Below are 20,199 nucleotides of genomic sequence, written 5' to 3' on the forward strand. Positions count from 1 at the left end.
GCCGATGACCAGCTTTTATCACGGTTCCTATGTCCGGTATGTGATTGGTGGACTGGGCCTTCAGGTGCGCCGGTACAAAAAGGCGGTGCGCGGGTTGTTTTCCGGTCGCAAGCAGCCTCGCTCCATTCTTGAGCTGCAGGCCAAGGTTGCGGCCCTGATTGTGCGCAGGGACTGGAAAGGCCTTGAAGCCGGTACCAATGAGATGGCTGTCACGGCCGATCATAATCGCGACCCCGAGCTGATGCAGAAGGCGGGCCAGGCGTTCGAACGCCTTGGCAACTTTGCGCGGGCAGCTGAGCTTCGGCTTTCCGCTCGCCGGCTGCGGAAAGGGAAAGGCGCCAACGAGTGGACCGGCGAGAATCTCGGATCGGATACACTGCTGATCGATCTTGTGGAGGATGACCCGCGCAGCCTTGGCCGGGTTATCCGCCACGCGCGACTGGCCGGCGCTGCCGCTGCCTATGCGCAAAGCGCAACAATCCGGGTCGAGCCGCGCCTGGTATCAATTCTGCAGCGAACGTTCCCGAAGGCGACCGTGGTCCCGGCGCAGCGGGATGTGGTCGGCGACAAACACGCGACTTTCGAAGATCTCGCCTGGGTGTTCGGACGCGATGCCGAAAAACTTGCTGCCGACTTCGTGCCGCTGCGGGCAGATCCTGAACTCGTCGAGACATTCCGCAAGCGCTATCGGGCGATGACGGATCTGCCGCTGGTCGGTCTCTCCTGGGGCAGCAAGTCCCATACCAAGGACGTGCCTGATTTTCCTGAATGGGCACGGTTCATCGCCCAGACGCCAGCGACATTCGTTTCGCTCCAGTACGGGCAGGTCAAGCCGGCGTTGCGGCGCCTTCGCAACGGCAACGACGCGCGTCTGATCTTTGACGACAGCGTCGACCAGATGGTCGACATGGACCGTTTCGCCGCACAGGTCGCCGCACTCGATGCTGTCGTGACGATCAGCAATACAGCTGCCCATCTTGCCGGAGCCATTGGCGTGCCGAGTGTTTTCCTCATCGACGATAATTTTCAGACCGCATGGCCGGTGACCGGCGACCGGACACCCTGGTATCCGAAGGGCATTGTCATTCGCAAGGAGGGACGCCCTTGGTCGCTGGTGCTCGACGAGGCCGGCCGGCGGCTCTCGTCGATCCTGACGACGCTTTCCGACGCTCCCCGAGGACGATAGAACATCGCCGTGCAGAACAGACGAACCATCCTTCAGAAGGCAAAAACCGCCGATCTGCGCCCGCAAGGCGCCGTCGGCAAGCGGCTGCAGAAGGTTCTCGAGCGGGCAAAGGAACTTCTTAGACGTCCCTCGCGCCACGCCGACGAAAGCGCCGAAAGGCATATGAGGCTGATGGAGGAAAGCGTGCAGCGTCGTGACTGGCAAACTGCTCGCGACCATGCACTGGCGCTTGGCGCGCTTGGTGAGCAGCTTGGCGATCTCGGCCTGATCAAGAAAGCGGGGCGCGGACTGAGGCGTCTCGACGGAGGAAATCGCATCTGGCAGTTGATGGCGGCGAGCAAGCAGCGCGGCAGACCCGATTGGGATGGCAGTGATCTTGCGGGTCGCACGCTTCTCGTCGATCGTCGCGAAGGCGACCTGGCGATCTTTTTCCAGTTCGCGTCGCTGCTTGGTCCAGTTGTCGCGGCTGCCGGTCGATGCATCGTCTTCGTCGAGCCGCGACTGGCACCGCTTTATCGCAGAACATATCCTGCGCTTGATGTCAGGATTGAAGGGGAAGAGGACATGGCGGCAGTGGACGCCGATGTCGTTGCCGGTTTCGAGACACTCGCAAAGCATTTCTGGCCGGACGACCCGGCGGCACGCGCGCCCTTCGTTCCGCTGGAGCCGGACCGCCGACTGGTTGCCGAGCTGCGCGGCACCTATCTCGATGGCGGCCCAGGTCCCCTGATCGGATTTGCCTGGGGAAGCCTCAACAAGAGCAAGGATCTGCCGGCCCTGGACGATTGGCGGACGCTGTTCAGCAGCCTGCCGGGGCGCCTCGTCAGCTTGCAATATGGCGATGTCGGGCCGGCCCTCTCCGAGTTCGAGCGCCACGCGCCCGGTCGCATCATCCATGACGCTTCAGTCGACCAGTTGACGGACATGGACCGCTTTGCCGCCCAAATTGCGGCGCTCGACGCGGTGGTCACGATCAGCAATACCGGCGCCAACCTCGCCGGAGCGCTCGGCGTGCCGACGATTGTCATGCTCGACGATGGATTTCGGCTGTCCTGGCCTGCTTTCGGTGAGACCGTCGCCGCATATCCGAGCGTTCGACTGGTCCGAAAAGGCGGCCGAGCCTGGGCGTCGGCAGTCCAGGAAGCAGGCGGACGGGTCATGCAAATCTTCGGCGGAGCTGGCGATGGAGGGTAGCCAACTTCTCGGCCGGTTGCGCCGCGCTGTCGCGCTTGCAGGCTACCGATACAAGGTCTGGTTCCGACGTCACCGGCGGCAGCTCTTCCTTCGCTGGCGCGACGGCGACATTGCCGATCAGATGGCGGATTATCGGCGAAGCGTCGAGTCCCGCGATTGGCCGGCGGCACTGCCGAAAGCCCTGGCTCTTGGATCCATTGCGAAGTCGAGGGGCGAGGTCCACCTGATCGACGAGCTCAGCAAGGCGCTGATGCGGATGGGCGCCTATGGCGCAGCCGCCGAACTCAGGATCGCCCGACGCCACATCGTCAACGGCCGCGTCGATGGCGAGTGGCTGGGCCAGGATATTTCGGGCCAGACACTGCTTGTCGATCTGATGGAAACCGAAAAGCAGGGTCTGGCCACCGCGATCCATCATGCGAGTTCCGTCGGCTGTGCGTTGGGGCGCGCCGCCCGTTCGATCGTCCTGGTCGAGCGCCGCCTGGTACCGCTCTTTCAGCGCACTTTTCCGACCGCCGATGTGCGGCCGGTCGGCGCTGACGGCAAGGCTGCCTATGGCGAGGCGCAGGCCTTCGCCGGCGTCCAGCATCTGACTGCCGTTTTCGAGACCGACGAGGCGACGATCCGCGAGCATTTCGTGCCCCTTAAGCCGGATCCGGCCCGGGTCGCTGAACTTCGCGCCCGCTACCGGCATGAACGACGGCCGTTGGTCGGTATCGCATGGGGCAGCTCGAATCCTGGCAAAGACCTGCCGCCGCTTGCCGCCTGGCGAAACCTGATAGGCCGATCGGACCTCCGGTTCGTCTCGCTGCAGTACGGCCAGATCGAGACCGATCTGAAGTTCCTGACCGACGGTGAGCCGGAGCGCATTCTTCATGACAGATCGGTCGATCAGCTCGTCGACATGGACCTTTTCGCCGCGCAGGTTGCCGCGATGGACGCCGTGGTGACCATCAGCAATACCGGAGCGCATCTGGCGGGCGCGCTCGGCATCCCCTCGATTTTCATTCTGGGCGACGGCTTCAAGCGCTCCTGGCCGGTCGAGGGCGACCGCACGCCCTACTATCCATCGGCCGTGCTGGTCTCGAAACGGGAACGCCCCTGGTCCGTGGTGATGGGCGAGGCCGAGGCCATCCTGGCGCCATGGCTCACAAAAGTGAGTGGCTAATGCATGTCGTCCGAAAGGGCGTCACTGAAGACGCTTCGACGCGATCCGCATTAAGGGTTCGGCCGACGGATCGTGGAATGGAGCGCCCGCGTCGAACAGTCGTCGCAACAGGCCAAAAAACATAAGGCATTCCGAACCGGGATATAGTAAAGGCCAATTCGCCCCGCAGAGGATCGCAATTCTTGCTGGCATTTCTGCCTTGTGTTCGAATTAGCCGTAGGCTTAGGCGCCCAGTAATGGGGTTGGTCTGGCCGGCAGCGGTTCGGGCGCCAGCTCTGATAATCTAAAGGAGGTCTCTCCCATGTCCTTTCTAAAATTTTTCCAGGCCAAAGCGCCGCCTCTTCCTCTTATCGTATCCTTTCCAAAATCGGGGCGCACGTGGCTACGTGTCATGCTGGACGATCTCGGAGTTGAAGTTCAATACATTCACGACGGAACCGACCACAAGTTACTTCGACCGAAATCGAGCCTCAAGGAGAATAAATCTCGATACAAGAAGAGAAGAACAATAATGCTTGTTCGCGATCCAAGAGATACGGTGGTCTCAGGGTACTTTCAGGTTCAGAAGCGCCACATGCTTCCAGCGGGATCGTTCAGTGATTTTATCAGAAGCGACAATCATGGGATTGAAAAGATCATCAGATTCAATCTGCATTGGTTCGCGGCCATGCCCCGGATGCGCGAAATCCGGTATCTTCAATATGAAGATATGCATCGGGATACCGCTGGTGTCCTTCGCGCGATCCTTGGATTCCTGAACCAGCAGGCTGACGATCGGACGCTTGTCGAGGTGGCGAACAACCGAACGTTCGACAAGATGAAAGTGAGTGAATCGACCGGTGATCTGTCCGATCGATACGGCAAGATATTACAGCCGCGCGATGCGAACGATCCCGAAAGCTTCAAGGTGCGCAAGGGCAAGATAGGCGGTTACGGCGAATATCTTTCCGAGGACGATGTGGCCTATTGTGACGAGCAGTTGGCTAAGTTCGAATATTGGGAGAAGCTGGACAAGGTTTTTAGCACGAACGGCTTGTGCTACGCTCGCGTCGATAACCGCGCCCGGGTCGCCTTGGGTTAGGGAGCATTGCCGACATGGTGATGCGGACCGGTTTCATTTGCGGCTGCGGCCATAGCGGGACGACGTTGATTGCGACGATCCTTGCGTCGCATCCCGACGTCTACCTGCCGCTCCAGGAAACCAACATTTTCTTCAAGTGGACGCCACTGGCCATGTTCCGCTTCTGGAAACTGAAGCGGGCGGCGCTCGATGCTGGAAAGAACGTGCTGCTTGAAAAGACACCGCGGCATATCCGCCGTGTCGCCCGCATTCGCCGGCTCGTCCCCGGTGCGCGTTTCGTCATGCCGGTGCGAGATGGGCGCGACGTCGTAGCGTCCCTGATCAAACGACTTGGCGACCCAACGGAGGCTCTCGACCGCTGGATCAACGACAATGCGCTGGTTCTTGCGGAACGGGGAAAGCCGGATGTGCTGATCTATCGCTATGAGGACCTGGTCGAGAATCCGGCCAAAGTCGTCGAGCAGATATGCGGCTTTCTCGATGTAACCTTCAGCCCGGATCTCCTCGACTATCACAAGAACCCGCAGCAGTGGTTCAAGCCGACCGACGCCAGTGGCGAGACGCCACATGCGGTGCTCCGGAACCAACAGGTCAATCAGCCGATCTATGACGGGAGCGGAAGATGGCGCTCCGAACTTGGAAACGCCGAGCTACAGGACCTGGTACAGGGACGAGGTGCCCAGCTTATGAAAGCATTCGGTTATGCATGATCTCGGCTCGGCATCTGCTTGAAATGCCGTCTACCAATCAATTTTGTCGATCAAACCCGTTTTGAACAGGCTGTGAGCGCCTTCGTACAGCATTGACTGTTCGCTCATCGCGCTGAGAGCGGCTTTACCGCTCGATACCTCATGATACTGGCGATATTTGGAAGCGCCGTTCCAATACTGACCTTCCGCCACCGCGACCTGCGCCTTGTCGTTGAAATCGGCGAAGAACTTGAAATGAAGCAGGCCAGCCAATCCCTTTATATAGTTTCGCCAGTAGGGCAGCGGTGAGTGAATCGACGTAAAAATCGTCTGGCGATCAACATATATCAGAGGAAACTTGGTCAACTTGTGCTGCCTGGCGAAAAGCCGGGTTCTCGGGCCGCCTGTGATCTTGAGATGCCGGGGGCTCCTCGTCACCTCATAGCCGCTGCCGTCGAAATGGTCTGCAACTTGCCATGGCGGCACGATGGGATCGAAGGGTACGTCCCAGATGCTTCCGCTCGGATACATGTCGATCATCGGCGCCAGCAGGCGTGTCATTCCGCGCCGCTTCAGCCAGTCGGCCATCGCACCGAGCGGATGCTGATCCATGCCGTCATAGACAAGATATTCGTCCGCATCCACGGTCAGATACCAGCGAGGCTGACCATAGATCTGCACAATCCGCTGTCGCCAAAGGTTTCCCAGGTCCGACTGCGAATAGGTGATCGGCGAGCTGAATAGATCGACATCTGGCTGCTCGGCCAGAAGCTCAGCTGTGCCGTCGGTCGAGCGATCATCGAGGACGGCGAATCTGGTGACGCCGAGTTCGCGATAGTGCTTCAGGAACGGGGGTAGCCTGTCCGCCTCGTTGCGGATGACGAGGATCAAAGGCAGGTCATTCGCTTTAAGGGGCGTTATCGGCCGCAGCGATGACACTTCTGCCCGTCTTCCGAAGGTGTGTCTCAGCCGATATATGGCGGTGTCGGTAATCGTCCGGCGGACAATAGCGGGCCAGGTTGCTTTGCTCAAGCCATCGATTCCCCTCATGGCGGTCACCGGCTGGAGCTGGCGCTGATCCGCTGTTTGCAGTTAATTTCTACATGCAGCACCGTTAGGCAAATCGCAAGCAGTTGCGGACAATCGACACAGGCCTGTTCTGAGTTCCGGCGGGGGAGCTTTCCAAGTGTTGCCGATGCGAGCTGGCCTCTATAGACATCGTCAGATGGCAACAAGGCCGGAGCCCAGACCCTATGTACGCCGGCATTCGTGGCAGCGAAATTCAATTCGACAGGCCGATCCTGTTCGTGCGCCAGCGTTATGCGCCCTTCGGTGGCGGCGAGATCATGTTGGAAAACATCATGGCCGCATTCGCCGCGCGTCAGCGGCGGGTGGCCGTGCTGTCCGGCGACTGGCCGCGTTATGAAGGCATCGAGTTCATCCATTGTGCCGGCCGCCGGTTTCCGCGTTCGCTGCGGGCGACGTCCTTTGCTCAAGCTGCCTGCCGCAAGATCGCCGAGATGCCGCCGGCGCTGGTGCAGAGCAACGATCGCCTCCCGTGCTGCGATGTCTTCCGGGCCGGGGAGGGCGTTCATGCCGCCTATCTTGCCGAGCGGCGGCGTTTCGAGACGCGGCTTGGCAGGGCGGCAATGGCGCTGAGCCCCTTTCACCGCCAGACGCTGCGCCTCGAGCGCGCAACCTATGCCAGCCCACGGCTCAAAGCTGTCATAGCGATTTCGAAGATGGTCGCCGAGGACATTGTCCGTCACTACGATTATCCGGCGGAAAATGTGCACCATATTCCCAACGGGGTGGATCTCGACCGCTTCAACCTGCAGCTGCGCCAGCAGCATCGGGCGACAATCCGCGCGCGGCTCGACGTCGACGAAAACAGGCCGGTCGTCCTGTTTGTCGGCTCGGGCTTTGCGCGAAAAGGACTGCTTGCACTGATGAAGGCGGCCGCCAGGCTCGATGGCGAGCCTGAATTGTGGGTCATCGGCCATGATTCGCGCGCCAACGCCTTCAGGCAGGCCGGTGACAGGCTCGGTCTCGGCACACGGCTCAAGATGCTGGGGCCGCAGAAAGACATGCTGCCGTGGTACGGCGCGGCCGATATTGCCGTGCTGCCTTCCATCTATGATCCTTTCGGCACAGTGGTCATTGAAGCGATGGCCAGCGGCTTGCCCGCCGTGGTAAGCACCGGCTGTGGAGCGCGCGAGCTTGTCGAGCGGTTCGAGCCGACGCTCGTTTGCGATGCGGCCAGCGAAAGCGACCTCGCTGCAGCGCTCGCGCACGCGCTGCAGTTGTCGTCACGACCTGACACCGCAGCCCGGGTGAGAGCGGCGGCCGAACACTATGATTTCAATGTCATGATCAAGCGAATGATGGCGCTTTATGAAAGCCTTGATCTGAAATGATTTTCGACTTTGTTGAATTAGGTTAGTACCCTCAGTTTGCTAACGGGCCGGGAACCGATGCTGCAGATGCATTCGAATGACGGTGGCAGCCTTGATGCCGGAGCATTCTGACCGTGCCGGCGCTCTCGGTCATTATCATCACCCGCAACGAGGAGGCGTCCATCGCGCAATGCCTTCAGTCGGTCCATTTTGCCGATGAGATCGTCGTTCTCGACAACAACAGCAGCGACAGGACCAGGGAGATTGCCGGTGCTCTGGGGGCAAAGGTTCTGATGACCGTCGATTGGCCCGGTTTTGGCGCGCAAAAAAACCGTGCGCTGGCCGCGGCAACGGGGGATTGGATCCTCTCGCTGGATGCCGATGAGTGGGTGGAGGCGCCGCTCGGCGCGGAAATAAGGGCCGCAATCGCCGACCCAAAAGCCAATGACGGCTTCGAAATACCGAGAAGATCGCGCTTTTGCGGGCACATTGTCCGCCATAGCGGCTGGTCGCCCGATCTGGTGCTCAGGCTCTTCCGTCGCCGCTCCGGGCGGTTCAGCGACGACACCGTGCACGAGAAGGTATTGGTGAACGGGAAGGTCAGCCGATTGTCCCAGCCGATCGAGCACGATTCCATTACCGACTTGGCAGATGCCCACGACAAGATCGGCCGGTACGCAGAAGCGTCCGCCGCGCAACTGCTTGCCGAGGGCAAAAAAAGCTCGATAGGCAAGGCGGTCTTGCGCTCGGTCTGGGCCTATGTGCGCAGCTATATTTTCCGGCTGGGATTTCTGGACGGTTCCATTGGTGCGATGGTGGCCGCGTATTCGGCCAGCTACACCTATCAGAAATGGGCTCGTGTCGCATTGGGAATGCGAGGCCAGGTCCACCCAAAAACGCAAGGCTGAGGCCAGGACAAATCTGTGAGAAACCGGCTTGGTTGACCGCAATTGTTGCCGAGCCATCGCCAACTAGTTAGTGTACGACCGTAAAAATCGAAAGCCAGGGTAGTGAATATGACTGATGCGTTTAGGGTATTTATCGGATGGGACAGCCGTGAGCCGATCGCGTACGACGTCGCGCGACACTCGCTGCTCAAACATGCGTCGGCGCCTGTCTCCGTCATTCCGATCAAACAGGACGAGATGCGTGCCCGCGGGCTATATTGGCGGGAAAAAGATCCGCTCGCCTCAACGGAGTTCACCTACACGCGCTTCCTCACGCCCTTTCTCGCCGACTACACGGGTTGGGCCCTGTTTTGCGATTGCGATTTCCTGTGGCTTGGTGACGTCGCAGGCCTGCTGAAATATACGGACTCGGACAAGGCGGTCTATTGCGTCCAGCATGACTATACGCCGAAGGCCACAACCAAGATGGATGGTGTGGTCCAGACGTCCTATCCTCGGAAAAACTGGTCGTCGCTGATGCTGTTCAATTGCGCGCATCCTTCGGTCAGATCGCTCACGCCAGAGGTCGTGAATCAGGAAAGTGGCGCCTATCTTCACCGAATGCAGTGGGTTGCCGACAAAGATTTGGGCTCATTGCCGGTAGAGTGGAATTGGCTCGAAGGTTGGAATGAAAAGCCTGCGGTCGGCACACCTAAGGCGGTCCACTATACCAGCGGCGGCCCGTGGTTTGCCGAATGGCAGAATGTCGACTACGCCGATTTGTGGATAGCAGAACGCGACGAGTTCCTGGCTTCCGATCAAGCGGAATCTTCTCAGAGCGCCGTTCGATAAGAACATCGTGTTTGGCAGGTGACCTGGGCGCTTCCGAAAGTGGCATTGATTTTCATGTCGCCAAGGGCGCAGCAACCAGCCGTTAGACGCGGGGCGTCGACAACGTGTTGCCGCCGGGGGGCGGGACCGGGCAGATTGCACCTACGAATCTGGCGGCTCCGGCCGGGTAACCATGCCGCGCTGAGATAAGGTTCAGCTCGCGCCAATATGATCGGTTTGGAGTCCGTCAGCTCTTTCATCGGCCTAGCCGGCACGCGAAAGTCGACCATGCCGTCACTGCGAAGACGCCTCGATCGTTTCCTGGAGAACCGCGGGCCTAAAATACCGCGGCTGCAGCTGAACCATGTCGAGCGCCTGGCGCTGGTCCGTCGCCATGGTGATTTTTCCCTTGCCTATTCGACCGCCGTGCAGAGGGGGCTTCACTACTTCGGCGATGCCCAGGGCTACATCGCTTACGGCAGCAAAACGCGACATCATTTCGCGCTCGGTGATCCAGTGGCTGCCCCGGCCGATCGGCGCGACTATATCAGACGTTTCATCGAGGTTGCCGGCAGCCCGTGGTTCGTGCAGATCGGCGACCAGACGGCGCGCGTGCTTGCCGGGCTTGGCTATCAGGTCAACCGCCTCGGCGTCGATACCAGGCTTGTCCTGCCCGGACACGACTTTTCCGGAAAGCGCAATGAGACAGTGCGCTATTCCGAACGCTGGCTCTTGAAGAAGGGTTTTTCCTTCGCAGAGGACAACGGGACTGTCTTCCTCGACGAGATTGCCAGGCTCTCCCAGAATTGGCGGGCCGACCGCATTGTCAAGCGCTGGGAGATGAGATTTCTCAACAGGCCCTTTGCCGATCACCTTGGCGTCGATATGCGCCGTTTCGTCCTGCACGGTCCGGATGGGGAACTCGTGGCCTTGCTGGATTTCGATCCGCTGTTCAGCGACGGCAAGGTCATCGGCTACACCACCTCGTTCAAGCGCAAGCACATCGATGCCTCGGCGCATGCCGAGATCGGCCTGACCAAATTCGCGGTCGACCGCTTTCGCGATGAAGGTGTTTCCGTCGTCACCCTAGGCCTGTCGCCGCTTGTCGAAATCGGACCTAGCGGGTTTGCCGAAAGCGATTTCTGGCGGCACGCCTTCCAGCGTGCCTATGACTCCCCCTGGGTCAATCGCACCCGCTTCAATCTGCAGGGGCAGGCGGCCTTCAAGCGCCGGTTCCATGGTGTCGAAGAGCCGACCTATCTTGCCTTTCGCAAGGGGACCTTTTTCGAAGCGCTTTCTCTGCTCCGGCTGATCAGGGCCGTCTAGTGCCTGGTGGCTGAGCGCTCGTCGTCTCCTGGTATGGTCGACCTCACACCGGTCAGGCTTGGTTGTTTAGTTTAGGCGGGAAAGGAATGCCGCGGCGAGAGGCAAAAGACCGGCTGCGAACCGTCGGCCCATTCTGCGGCGTCCCCCAGTCCCGCCGGGGCACGTTTGGCAGCCTGAGAACGGCTTCGCGTCAGCGCCAAGGGGTCGGATTCACGGTTGCTGCAGCGTACCGCCGGGAATAACGAGGGTACCCTGGCCTGGCCTTGAGTATCTGAAGCCTATGAAGAACAAAGCAACGATGATCAAACAAATGACGATGACCGCGACGACGCTGCCAGGATGGTGTCCGGTATCTGGCGGTTGGACCATTGCCTTCCCGTATGGCTATCGCCGCGGACCTTCTTCATCTTCCAACCGAGCATGACGACTGTCAATGGGTACAGGAGTTGCGCCCGCCATCCAATCAGCTGCGAACCGTTGAAGGGCGGCGATCCACCGCGGCTTAGTCAGGCCGGAAACAGGAATGCAGCAGCGGGATCGAAAAAGACCTGCCGGCTGCAGGGCCACACATCCTGCGATTGCATGGCGGCGGAGGTCGGCCTGATGTCAACCTCCTGTCCAGCGGCGATGCGCGCGACGATCCGCCGGCGCTCGCCGTAAAATGCGATGTCGACGATCTCGACATTCAGTTCCGCGCTCGCCGGGCTCCGCTCCATGCTAAAGGCTTCGGGCCGGATCATCAGCCTGGTCTTCTGGCCTTTGCCGAACGTGCCGTTGGCCCTGACTCCGGATATGACCGAACCGTCTGTCATGCGGATCGTTGTCGTGCCGTTGGTGGTGCCGAGATGTTCGGCGGCGAGGAAATTCGAATTGCCGATGAAGCCGGCGACGAAATCGGTCGCCGGCCTGAGATAGAGATCCTCGCCGGTGCCGGTCTGCTCGATGCGGCCATCCTTGAACAGGGCGATTCGGTCCGACAGATGCAGCGCCTCTTCCTGATCGTGGGTAACGTAGAGAATGGTGACGCCGGTCTGGCGATGGATGCGGCGGATTTCGCCCTGGATTTCCTCGCGCAGCTTCTTGTCGAGCGCCGACAATGGCTCGTCCATCAAAAGGATCGGAGGATCGTAGGCCAGCGCCCGGGCCAGCGCGACGCGCTGTTGCTGGCCGCCCGACAGCGCACCGGGTAAGCGTCCGGCAAAGCTTTCGAGCCGCACCAGGGCCAGCATGTCGGCGACCTTTTTCTTCACCTCGGCGTCCGGCCGGCGGCGAACCCGCAGCGGAAAAGCGACGTTTTCGGCCACCGTCAGATGCGGAAACAGCGTGTAGCGCTGGAAGACCATGCCGATGTTGCGCTTGTGCGGGGGCACCGCAAGCAGCGACTTTCCTTCCAGCAAGACATCGCCGGAAGTCGGGTCCTGAAAGCCGGCGATCGCGTAGAGCGTCGTCGATTTTCCCGAACCGGAGGGCCCGAGGAAGGTCAGGAACTCGCCCCTGGGAATGTCCAGCGTGACGTCGTGCACGGCGACGATCGCCCCGAACGCCTTGCGCAGATTGCGGATGGAGAGGAAAGGGTGGGTCATGTCCGGAACTTTCGCTGCAGCAGCGCCGTCATCACCATCAGGGCAAGCGTCAGCCCGACCAGCAGGCTGGAGGCAGCGGCGATCACCGGACTGAGGTCCGACCGCAGACTGCCCCAGATCTTGACGGGCAAGGTTTGCAAGCTCGGGCTGGCCATGAAGATCGCCACCACGACTTCGTCCCACGACGCGAGGAAGGAAAAGATCGCGGCGGAGAAGATGCCGATCCGGATTGACGGCAAGGTGATCCTGAGCCTGGCCTCGAGCGGGCTTGCCCCGCAGACGATTGCCGCGTCCTCGATCGACTTGTCGAACCCTTCGAGCGCGGTGGCGATCGGAATGATGGCGAAGGGCAGCGCCAGCACGGTGTGGGCGATGACGAAGCCGATGGTGGTGCCGCCGAGGCCAAGGCGAAGGAAGAACGCGTAGATGGCGATGGCGAAGACAACGACGGGCAGCACCATCGGCGTCAGCAGCAGGCCACGCACGATCTCACGTCCGGCAAACCGTCCGCGAACCAGGGCAAAGGAGGCGAGCAGGCCGATCGCCACTGCCAGGATCGCCGTCATGGTGGCGATCCGGGCGCTGGTCAGTGCGGCGCCGAGCCAGGCCGGATCGGCAAAAAGCTCCTGGTACCATTTGAGCGTCCAGCCGGGCGGCGGAAAGGCCAGCCAGCGCGACGAGCCGAAAGAGAGCAGGACAATGAAGACCACCGGCAACAGAAGAAAGCCGGCGACCAGCGCGGTGAAGCCGAGCAGGGCAACCCGCAGTCCACCCATGCGGTCATAGTCGAGCAGCATCTCAGATGCCTCCGCTCATGCGCCTGGCACCGGCAAGGCGCAGTTGCAGCGCGTAGAGAGCCATGGTGACGACAAGCAGGATGAAGGCAGCGGCGCTGCCGAGCCCCCAGTTGAGCAGCGACTGGACCATCTGCGCGATCATTTCGGCAAGCATCATGTTCGACGTGCCGCCGAGCAGTGCCGGCGTTACGAAGTAGCCGAGCGACATGACGAAGACCATCAGGCCACCGGCGGCGACGCCGGGCAACGACAGCGGCACGAGGATGCGGCGGAACGCCTGGAAAGGGCTTGCGCCGCACAGCGACGCCGCACGCAGCGTCATCGGATCGATCGCCCGTAACGTGCCGACCAGCGGCAGGATCATGAAGGGCAGCATGATATAGACCATGCCGATGGTGACGCCGGTGAGATTGTTGATGAGCGGCAGCGGCTGGTCGATGACGCCGATGGTCATCAGCGTCCGGTTGATGACCCCGGTACGCTGCAGGAGCACCATCCAGGCATAGGTGCGGGTGAGCAGGTTCGTCCACATCGACAGAATGATGATGCCGAAGATGATCGAGGCCGGTCCCGAAGGCATGATCGCCAGCATCCAGGCGACCGGAAAGGCGACAAGGACCGTGACGATGGTGACCAACGCCGCGACCAAGAATGTGTTGAAGAACACCCGCGCATAGGTGCCGTCACCGAGCAGGGCAGCATAGTTCTGCAAGCCTGGCTCGGGCTCCGTGACACTGCGCAAAAGCAGCGCCAGCACGGGGACGACGAAGAACAGCATAATCAGAATCAGGGCCGGCAGCAGGCCATTGAGACCTGCCGGCACCCGCACCGTTCCAAAGTTCCGGCGTGTTTCGACCGACATGACAGCGACCCGGCTACGGGACGAGACGGCGCGAACCGTCTCGTCCATTGCGGTTCAGGGGCGGGCTTATTTCGCCTGCCAGGCATACCAGCGCGCGGCGATGGTGTCGCGATTGGCGGCCCAGTAGTTCATGTCGAGATTGATCTGTCCGTCGACATGAGCGTCCGGCAGCGATTTCACGGCATCGGCCGGCATCTCTGCCTTGGCCTTGGTGTTGATCGGCGCATAGCCGCTGGCTTCGGCAAATTTGGCCTGGCCGGCGGGGCTGCTCGCCGCGGCGAGGAATTTCATCGCCGTATCCTTGTTCTTGGCACCCTTCGGTACCACCAGAACGTCGGCTGCGGTCAGGTTCTGGTTCCAGGAGACGCCGACATCGGCGCCTTCCTTGTCCAGTGCGAAGACGCGGCCGTTCCACAGCTGGCCGAACGTTGCTTCGCCGGATGCGATCAATTGCTGCGACTCCGCCCCGCCGCCCCACCAGACGATGTCCGACTTGATGGTGTCGAGTTTCTTGAAGGCGCGATCGAGATCCAGCGGATAGAGCTTGTCCGCCGGAACACCATCGGCCAGCAGCGCGATCTCGATGACACCGGGCGCCGACCATTTGTAGAAGGTCCGCTTGCCCGGGAACTTCGTCAGGTCGAACATGTCGGCCCAGCCGGCCGGTTCACCCGAAACGGCGCCCTTGTTCCAGGCGAGCACGAAGGAATAGTAGAAACTGCCGACGGCATGATCGGTGGTGAAGCGCGGATCGAGGTCGGCCTTCGGCACGGCCTTGAAGTCGATCGGCTCGAGCAGACCGTCCTTGGCCGCCTTGATGGCGAAATCCATCTCGACGTCGACGACGTCCCAGTTGACACTGCCGCTGTCGACCATCGCCTTCAGCTTGCCGTAGTCGGTCGGGCCGTCCTGCATGACCTTGATGCCGGATGCAGCGGTGAACGGCTCGGCCCAGGATTTGGTCTGCGCTTCCTGGGTCGTCCCGCCCCAGCTGGTGAAGACCATGTCCTCGGCCTTTGCGGCTGTCGTTGCCAGAACTGTCGTTGCAATAAATCCGGCAAGGAAGCCGGTGATGATCAGTTTCATGTCGTTCTCCTCTGTTGTTTTCGTTGGTGTCTGTTCGCGATCGGTCGTTTTCGCCTTGATCGCGCATCTCCGGCCAGCGGCGGCTACCGCATGACAAAAGGATCGGGAATCGGGTCGTCGGAGGTGCGTATCCACACCGATTTCGAACGCGTGTAGTCGCGGATCGCATCGAGGCCGCCCTCGCGGCCGAGCCCGGATTGGCCGTAGCCGCCAAACGGAACCAGCGGCGAGACCGCCCGATAGGTGTTGATCCAGACAACGCCGGCATGGATGCCGCGCGCCATGCGGTGGGCTTTTGCCAGATTGGTGGTGAACACGCCGGACGCCAGGCCGAACTTCGTGTCGTTGGCGAGCGAAAGCGCTTCAGCTTCGCTGTCGAAGGCTAGCACACAGAGCACCGGGCCGAAGAGCTCTTCGCGCACGCAGGCAAGCGTCTGATCAGGCGCGTCGATAATCGTCGGCGCGTAATAGAAGCCGTCCGCCATGCCCGCGGGGCGGATGCCGCCGGTGACCAGTTGCCCGCCCGCGGCCAGGCTTTCAGCAATGATCTTCTCTATCCATTCGCGCTGGCGCGAGGTGGCGAGCGGTCCCATTTCGATCGCGGGATCCTGCGGATCGCCAATCCTGATCGCCTCGGCCTTGCGCTTGAGCCGGTCGAGGAATTCGTCCTTCACGGAGCGCTGGACCAGCAGCCGCGAGCCGGCGACGCAGCTCTGGCCGGTGGCAGCGAAGATGCCGGCAACGACCGCGTTGGCGGCGCTGTCCAGATCGGCATCGGCAAACACCACGACCGGGCTTTTGCCGCCGAGCTCGAGCGTCGTGAAGGCGAGGTTTTCCGCCGTATTCCTGACGATCTGCCGAGCGGTCGAGGGACCGCCGGTGAAGGCGACGCGGGCGACGAGCGGATGACTGGTCAGCCGGTGACCGCAATCGTGGCCGAAGCCGGTCAGGATGTTCACGGTCCCGGCGGGAAATCCCGCCTCATGGACGAGTTCAGCGAAGGCCAGCAACGGGGCAGGGCCGTCTTCCGATGCTTTCAGAACGATGGTGCAGCCGGCCGCCAGCGCCGGCCCGAGCTTGACGGCGGACAGGAAGAGCTGCGAGTTCCACGGCACAATGGCGGCTACGACGCCGATTGGCTCCGGCCGGATGGTCACTTCCATGTCGGCCTTGTCGATGGCAACAAACGAGCCCTCGTTCTTGTCGGCCAGCCCGCCATAATAGCGGTAATAGTCGCCGACATAGGCGATCTGGGCGCGGGTCTCGCGGATGATCTTGCCGGTATCGCGCGTCTCGAGTTCCGCCAGCCGGTCGGCATTGGCGACCACCAGATCGCCGAGCCGCACCAGAAGCTTGCCGCGTGCCGTTGCCGTCATTGCCGGCCACGTGCCGGAGCCAAGCGCCCGGTGAGCAGCTTCGACGGCGCGGTCGACGTCATCAGACGATGCAGCGGGCATCTTCGCCCATGGCGCGCCCGTCGAGGGATCGATGCTGTCGAAGGTCGCCGCCACTTCGACGAAGCTGCCGTCAATATAGTTCCTGAATTGAGTGGTGCTCATCGCAATCCGGCTTTCGGTTCGGAAAAGGCCGGCATCACCCTGTCGATGAAGAGCTGCAGCGATTTCTTCTTGCGCCGATGGGAAAGGCCGCTGTCGATCCAGATCGAATACTGATCGTAGCCGAGCGCTTCGTAGGCCTTCAGCCTGGCGATCACCTCGTCGGCTTCGCCAATGACCAGGTTCTGCCTGATCTTGTCAGGCGCATATTGCGGCATGGCCGCGATCTCGTCTTCGGTCAGCGCTTCCATTATGCCCTGGTGCACCGGCTTCTTGTTCTGGAACCAGGCGCCGAACTGGCAGTAGAACTGCGACAGATCCTGCGCGAGCCGGTCAGCCTCCGCTGCATCCTCGGCGACGAAAGTATGCATCAGCAGCATAATCTCCGGCCTTGGTACGTCGGGGTGGGCATTGCACGCCGCGTTGAAACGCTCCATCAGGCTGGCCACTTCGCCATCGCCGGAGGCAAGCGGCGTCACCTGGACGTTGCATTTGCTGGAAACCGCAAAGTCGTGCGAGTTCGGATCGCGTGCGGCCACCCAGATCGGCGGATAAGGCTTTTGCAGCGGCTTGGGCGACGAGGTGGTTGAAGGAAACGACCAGAACTCGCCGGCGAGTTCGAAATCTCCATCCCACAGGCCGCGGAGCGCCGGCACCATCTCGCGCATACGCTGGCCGGCACCCCAGGCCTCGAGGCCTGGGAAAAGTCGCTGGTATTCGTAAGCGTAGGCGCCGCGCGCAATGCCGATGTCGAGACGGCCGCCGGTGACGACGTCGGCCATCGCTGCTTCGCCGGCAAGCTTGATCGGGTGCCAGAACGGCGCGACGATGGTTCCTGTTCCGAGCCGGATGCGCCTGGTTTTGGCGGCGAGCCAGGCGATGTTGATGAACGGGTTCGGCGAGATGGTGAATTCCATCCCGTGATGCTCGCCGATCCAGGCAGTCTCGAACCCTGCCTCTTCGGCCTGGACAACCAGGTCCTCCAGCTCGCCGACAAGCTCGGAATGCGGCTTGGCCGGATCCGATCGCTCCATGTGGACGAAAAGCGAAAATTTCATCGGCTTCATCCGCGGCCGGAAAGAGAAATTTGAGAAGGCGAGGACTTGGCGAGCGGCCGGACTTCGCCTTCGACCTCGTTGCCGACATAGACGCCGAATGCATCTTCCGTGCGTTCGCGCGCATAGCGGGCAAGCATCGAACGCACCGCGGGATCGGCGATCTCCAGATCGGCGATCTGCTCGATGTCGACAAGCCGCATCTGGCGATCGTCGGAATAGGACCCCTCGGCCGTTCCGCGATAATAAACATGCGTGCGCCAGGGTTCGGCGGCATCGTCCCACACCGCGAACAGGAAGCCGAGCTGCGCGTCTATGGCCCTGGCGGCAAGGCGCCCCTTGAGGCTGCGCGCATCGTTGGGCGTGCCCAGTCCGCGCCCCGCAGGCAATTCGTGAAACCCGTCGGCCGTTGCGAAGAACAGCACACGGCCCTCGTTCTCGAGAATGGCGCCGACCTCCGTATCGGGGGGCGCCGCCGCCAGCGCCTCCTGGCTGAGGCCGGGCGTGACGTAGGTGCCTCTGCAATAACCGAGGGGCTGGGCTCCGTTGTGGCTGAAGTCGCGGACGCGGCCGATGAGGATCGAGTGATCGCCAGCATCGACCAGCTGCTCCATGCCGCAATCGAACACCGCAACGGAGCCGTCGATCAGCGGATTGCCGGTTCGGCCCGGCTGCCAGGCCACGGCCGCGAACTTGTCCGCTGCTTTGGAAGCGAAGATGCCGGAATGGGCCTTCTGGTCCTCCGACAGGATGTTGATGGCGAAACCTCTCGATGTCGAAAAAGCACTGTGCCCCAGGGCCCTCTTGGCGATGCAGACAAGCACCAGCGGCGGCTCAAGCGAGACCGAGGTGAAGGAGTTGGCGGTGAAGCCGCGCGGTTCGCCTTCCGCTCCGATCGTTGTGACGATGGTGACACCGGTCAGGAACGAGCCGAGCGCGCGCCGGAATTCGCCGCTGTCAAAGACTGCATCCGTCTCCGGCTTCACGCCAGCGTCTCCTGCCGTGTCGAGAAATTCCATGATGTGTTTGGTCACTTTTTCAGGTGAAGCCATTGCCATCATGTGCCTTTCTCCATTGAGCACGAGGCATTGACCGTGCGGCGCAAGCCTCGCCATCGCCGCCGACATGGCCGGGGTCGAATTGCTGTCCTGCGACCCGGTCATGAACAGGGCCGCCGCGGCAAGACCGGGGAGGGCATCGGCATGCTCGGCGTCGGCATGGGCAAAGAGGCGATAGGTGCGCGCGTAGCCTTCGGGGTCGACCCTTTCAAGGGCGGCGCGCGCGGTAGAGGCCGCCCCGATAAGATTCGCCGGCAGCGGGTCGCCGAACCAGCGGGCAAGCGTAGCCGCAATGGCGGAAGGGTTGCCATGGGTGCCGAGCGCGGCCGCACGCTCGCGTACGGCCTGCGCCAAGGCCGCGGGGCGGCGGAATACCGCATTGAGACAGACGATCGAGCGAACGCGCGATGGGGTGCGAAGGGCGATCTCCAGAGCGACCAGCGCGCCCATCGAATGGCCAACGATCGATACCGACGCCACGCCGAGATGGTCGAGAAGGCGAACCGCCTGATCGGCGAAATCCGACAGGCTGGCTTCTTCCGGCGGCAGCGGTGAAACGCCGTGGCCGAGCATGTCGATGGCGATCAGGTCATGATGATGTTTCATCGCCGCGATCTGATCGTGCCAGATCGCGGCGTTCATGCCGACACCGTGAATGAGCAGAACCGGCGCGCCGGAGCCGGCGCGGATGAAGCCGGTGCCGTCCGGAGCCGTGTCCCGGACCCATGCGGTGGCAGCGACGTCAGCCATGCAGGTCTCCGACCTCCTTGAGGTCCTGATAGCGGTCGCCGATACGATGGTGCGGGCGGCCGCCAATCGAAGCGCCAAGCGCCACCACCAGCTCGTCGGGCGCGGGCGCGTCGCCGATCTGGAAATGTACGGTCAGATAGTGGGAGCGGCGGCCTTCGTCGTTCTTGTCCATCAGCGGGATCACGATCGGGGTGTTCGGCCCTCCGCGCAGATTGGTGAAGGCGAGATAGGTCTTGGCGCCGACCGCGCGACGGTAATGGTTGCCGAAATGCAGCGTATGGATCAGCGCCGATGCATGCTCGATCTCGCCCGCCGTGCCGCAGACCGCGGCCTTGCCGTAGCCCTCTATCGCCTCGCCGGAACCGGCAACGGCGATAATCTCGCGGGTCAGCAGTTCACCGAGGACGGGAGCAATGGCGCGGATCTCCGGCGACAGGTCGTCGGTGAAACCGCGGCCGGCCCAAGGATTTGTCAGCACAGCGGCGACACCGATCAGACGCAGCGGTTTTGGGGCTTCCTTGCCGCCCTCGATTAGCGTGTTCTCGATGCAGGTGACGATCTTTCGAATGGCTGGTTTCATGAAAGTCCTCGGTCGCCGCGGCGCTGTGCAACGCCGAAATCTTTACATTATCTTATGGTATACCATACTATGGAGCACCAGAAGCCTTGTCAATCGGCTATGGAATCTGTTTTG

18 protein-coding genes are annotated in these 20,199 nt (G+C 61.7%); 9 read left to right on the forward strand and 9 right to left on the reverse strand.

Annotation, left to right across the window (positions count from 1 at the left end; translation table 11 throughout):
* Positions 1–4: 4 nt before the first annotated feature.
* From NKH67_RS22230 to NKH67_RS22250, 5 genes are all read left to right on the forward strand, one after another.
* Positions 5–1,186: a glycosyltransferase family 9 protein gene (locus NKH67_RS22230; RefSeq protein WP_352502412.1), complete on the forward strand. Its 1,182-nt coding sequence runs from the start codon at positions 5–7 to the stop codon at positions 1,184–1,186.
* A gap of 9 nt (positions 1,187–1,195) precedes the next feature.
* Entirely contained in the window at positions 1,196–2,380 is a 1,185-nt protein-coding gene (locus NKH67_RS22235) for a glycosyltransferase family 9 protein (protein ID WP_352502413.1), read from the forward strand.
* A complete protein-coding gene (locus NKH67_RS22240; protein WP_352502414.1) occupies positions 2,370–3,548 on the forward strand; it encodes a glycosyltransferase family 9 protein in 1,179 nt (392 codons plus the stop codon). The genes NKH67_RS22235 and NKH67_RS22240 overlap by 11 nt, the downstream gene beginning before the upstream one ends.
* 301 nt (positions 3,549–3,849) lie before the next feature.
* Complete coding sequence (locus NKH67_RS22245) at positions 3,850–4,629, forward strand: sulfotransferase domain-containing protein (protein ID WP_352471923.1); 780 nt, start codon at positions 3,850–3,852, stop codon at positions 4,627–4,629.
* A 14-nt stretch (positions 4,630–4,643) separates the two neighbouring features.
* Positions 4,644–5,339: a sulfotransferase family protein gene (locus tag NKH67_RS22250; RefSeq protein WP_352502415.1), complete on the forward strand. Its 696-nt coding sequence runs from the start codon at positions 4,644–4,646 to the stop codon at positions 5,337–5,339.
* Positions 5,340–5,369: 30 nt separating this feature from the next.
* Here NKH67_RS22250 and NKH67_RS22255 read toward each other — a convergent pair whose 3' ends face one another.
* Entirely contained in the window at positions 5,370–6,350 is a 981-nt protein-coding gene (locus tag NKH67_RS22255) for a glycosyltransferase family 2 protein (protein ID WP_352471921.1), read from the reverse strand.
* Between the two features lie 221 nt (positions 6,351–6,571).
* On the opposite strand from NKH67_RS22255, the gene NKH67_RS22260 reads away from it, so the two are divergent.
* From NKH67_RS22260 to NKH67_RS22275, 4 genes are all read left to right on the forward strand, one after another.
* The gene (locus NKH67_RS22260; RefSeq protein WP_353031833.1) at positions 6,572–7,735 is read left to right on the forward strand and encodes a glycosyltransferase family 4 protein; all 1,164 of its coding nucleotides are present in this window, start codon (positions 6,572–6,574) and stop codon (positions 7,733–7,735) included.
* Positions 7,736–7,848: 113 nt separating this feature from the next.
* Positions 7,849–8,622 (forward strand): glycosyltransferase family 2 protein, encoded by a 774-nt coding sequence (locus tag NKH67_RS22265; protein WP_352502417.1) that lies wholly within the window; start codon positions 7,849–7,851, stop codon positions 8,620–8,622.
* 108 nt (positions 8,623–8,730) lie between these two features.
* Positions 8,731–9,453: a glycosyltransferase gene (locus tag NKH67_RS22270; protein WP_352448862.1), complete on the forward strand. Its 723-nt coding sequence runs from the start codon at positions 8,731–8,733 to the stop codon at positions 9,451–9,453.
* A 267-nt stretch (positions 9,454–9,720) separates the two neighbouring features.
* Positions 9,721–10,758, forward strand: coding sequence for a phosphatidylglycerol lysyltransferase domain-containing protein (locus NKH67_RS22275; RefSeq protein ID WP_352471917.1), 1,038 nt, complete (start codon positions 9,721–9,723; stop codon positions 10,756–10,758).
* A 506-nt stretch (positions 10,759–11,264) separates the two neighbouring features.
* Here the strand turns inward: NKH67_RS22275 and NKH67_RS22280 are convergent.
* From NKH67_RS22280 to NKH67_RS22315, 8 genes are all read right to left on the reverse strand, one after another.
* Entirely contained in the window at positions 11,265–12,341 is a 1,077-nt protein-coding gene (locus NKH67_RS22280) for an ABC transporter ATP-binding protein (protein WP_352471916.1), read from the reverse strand.
* Positions 12,338–13,138 (reverse strand): ABC transporter permease, encoded by an 801-nt coding sequence (locus NKH67_RS22285; RefSeq protein ID WP_352471915.1) that lies wholly within the window; start codon positions 13,136–13,138, stop codon positions 12,338–12,340. Before NKH67_RS22285 ends, NKH67_RS22280 begins: the two co-directional genes overlap by 4 nt.
* 1 nt (position 13,139) lies before the next feature.
* Positions 13,140–14,000, reverse strand: coding sequence for an ABC transporter permease (locus NKH67_RS22290; RefSeq protein WP_502893793.1), 861 nt, complete (start codon positions 13,998–14,000; stop codon positions 13,140–13,142).
* A 66-nt stretch (positions 14,001–14,066) separates the two neighbouring features.
* Positions 14,067–15,086, reverse strand: coding sequence for an ABC transporter substrate-binding protein (locus tag NKH67_RS22295; protein ID WP_352471913.1), 1,020 nt, complete (start codon positions 15,084–15,086; stop codon positions 14,067–14,069).
* An 83-nt stretch (positions 15,087–15,169) separates the two neighbouring features.
* The gene (locus tag NKH67_RS22300) at positions 15,170–16,645 is read right to left on the reverse strand and encodes an aldehyde dehydrogenase (protein ID WP_352471912.1); all 1,476 of its coding nucleotides are present in this window, start codon (positions 16,643–16,645) and stop codon (positions 15,170–15,172) included.
* Positions 16,642–17,700 carry an LLM class flavin-dependent oxidoreductase gene (locus NKH67_RS22305; RefSeq protein ID WP_352471911.1) on the reverse strand — a complete coding sequence of 353 codons (1,059 nt, stop codon included), beginning with the start codon at positions 17,698–17,700 and terminating at the stop codon, positions 16,642–16,644. The genes NKH67_RS22300 and NKH67_RS22305 overlap by 4 nt, the downstream gene beginning before the upstream one ends.
* Positions 17,701–17,705: 5 nt before the next feature.
* The gene (locus tag NKH67_RS22310) at positions 17,706–19,505 is read right to left on the reverse strand and encodes an alpha/beta fold hydrolase (protein ID WP_352471910.1); all 1,800 of its coding nucleotides are present in this window, start codon (positions 19,503–19,505) and stop codon (positions 17,706–17,708) included.
* Positions 19,498–20,085: an amino acid synthesis family protein gene (locus tag NKH67_RS22315; protein WP_352471909.1), complete on the reverse strand. Its 588-nt coding sequence runs from the start codon at positions 20,083–20,085 to the stop codon at positions 19,498–19,500. The genes NKH67_RS22310 and NKH67_RS22315 overlap by 8 nt, the downstream gene beginning before the upstream one ends.
* Positions 20,086–20,199: the final 114 nt, after the last annotated feature.

Origin of the sequence: Mesorhizobium sp. M0968, assembly GCF_040319065.1 — a bacterium.
Classification (GTDB): Bacteria; Pseudomonadota; Alphaproteobacteria; order Rhizobiales; family Rhizobiaceae; genus Mesorhizobium.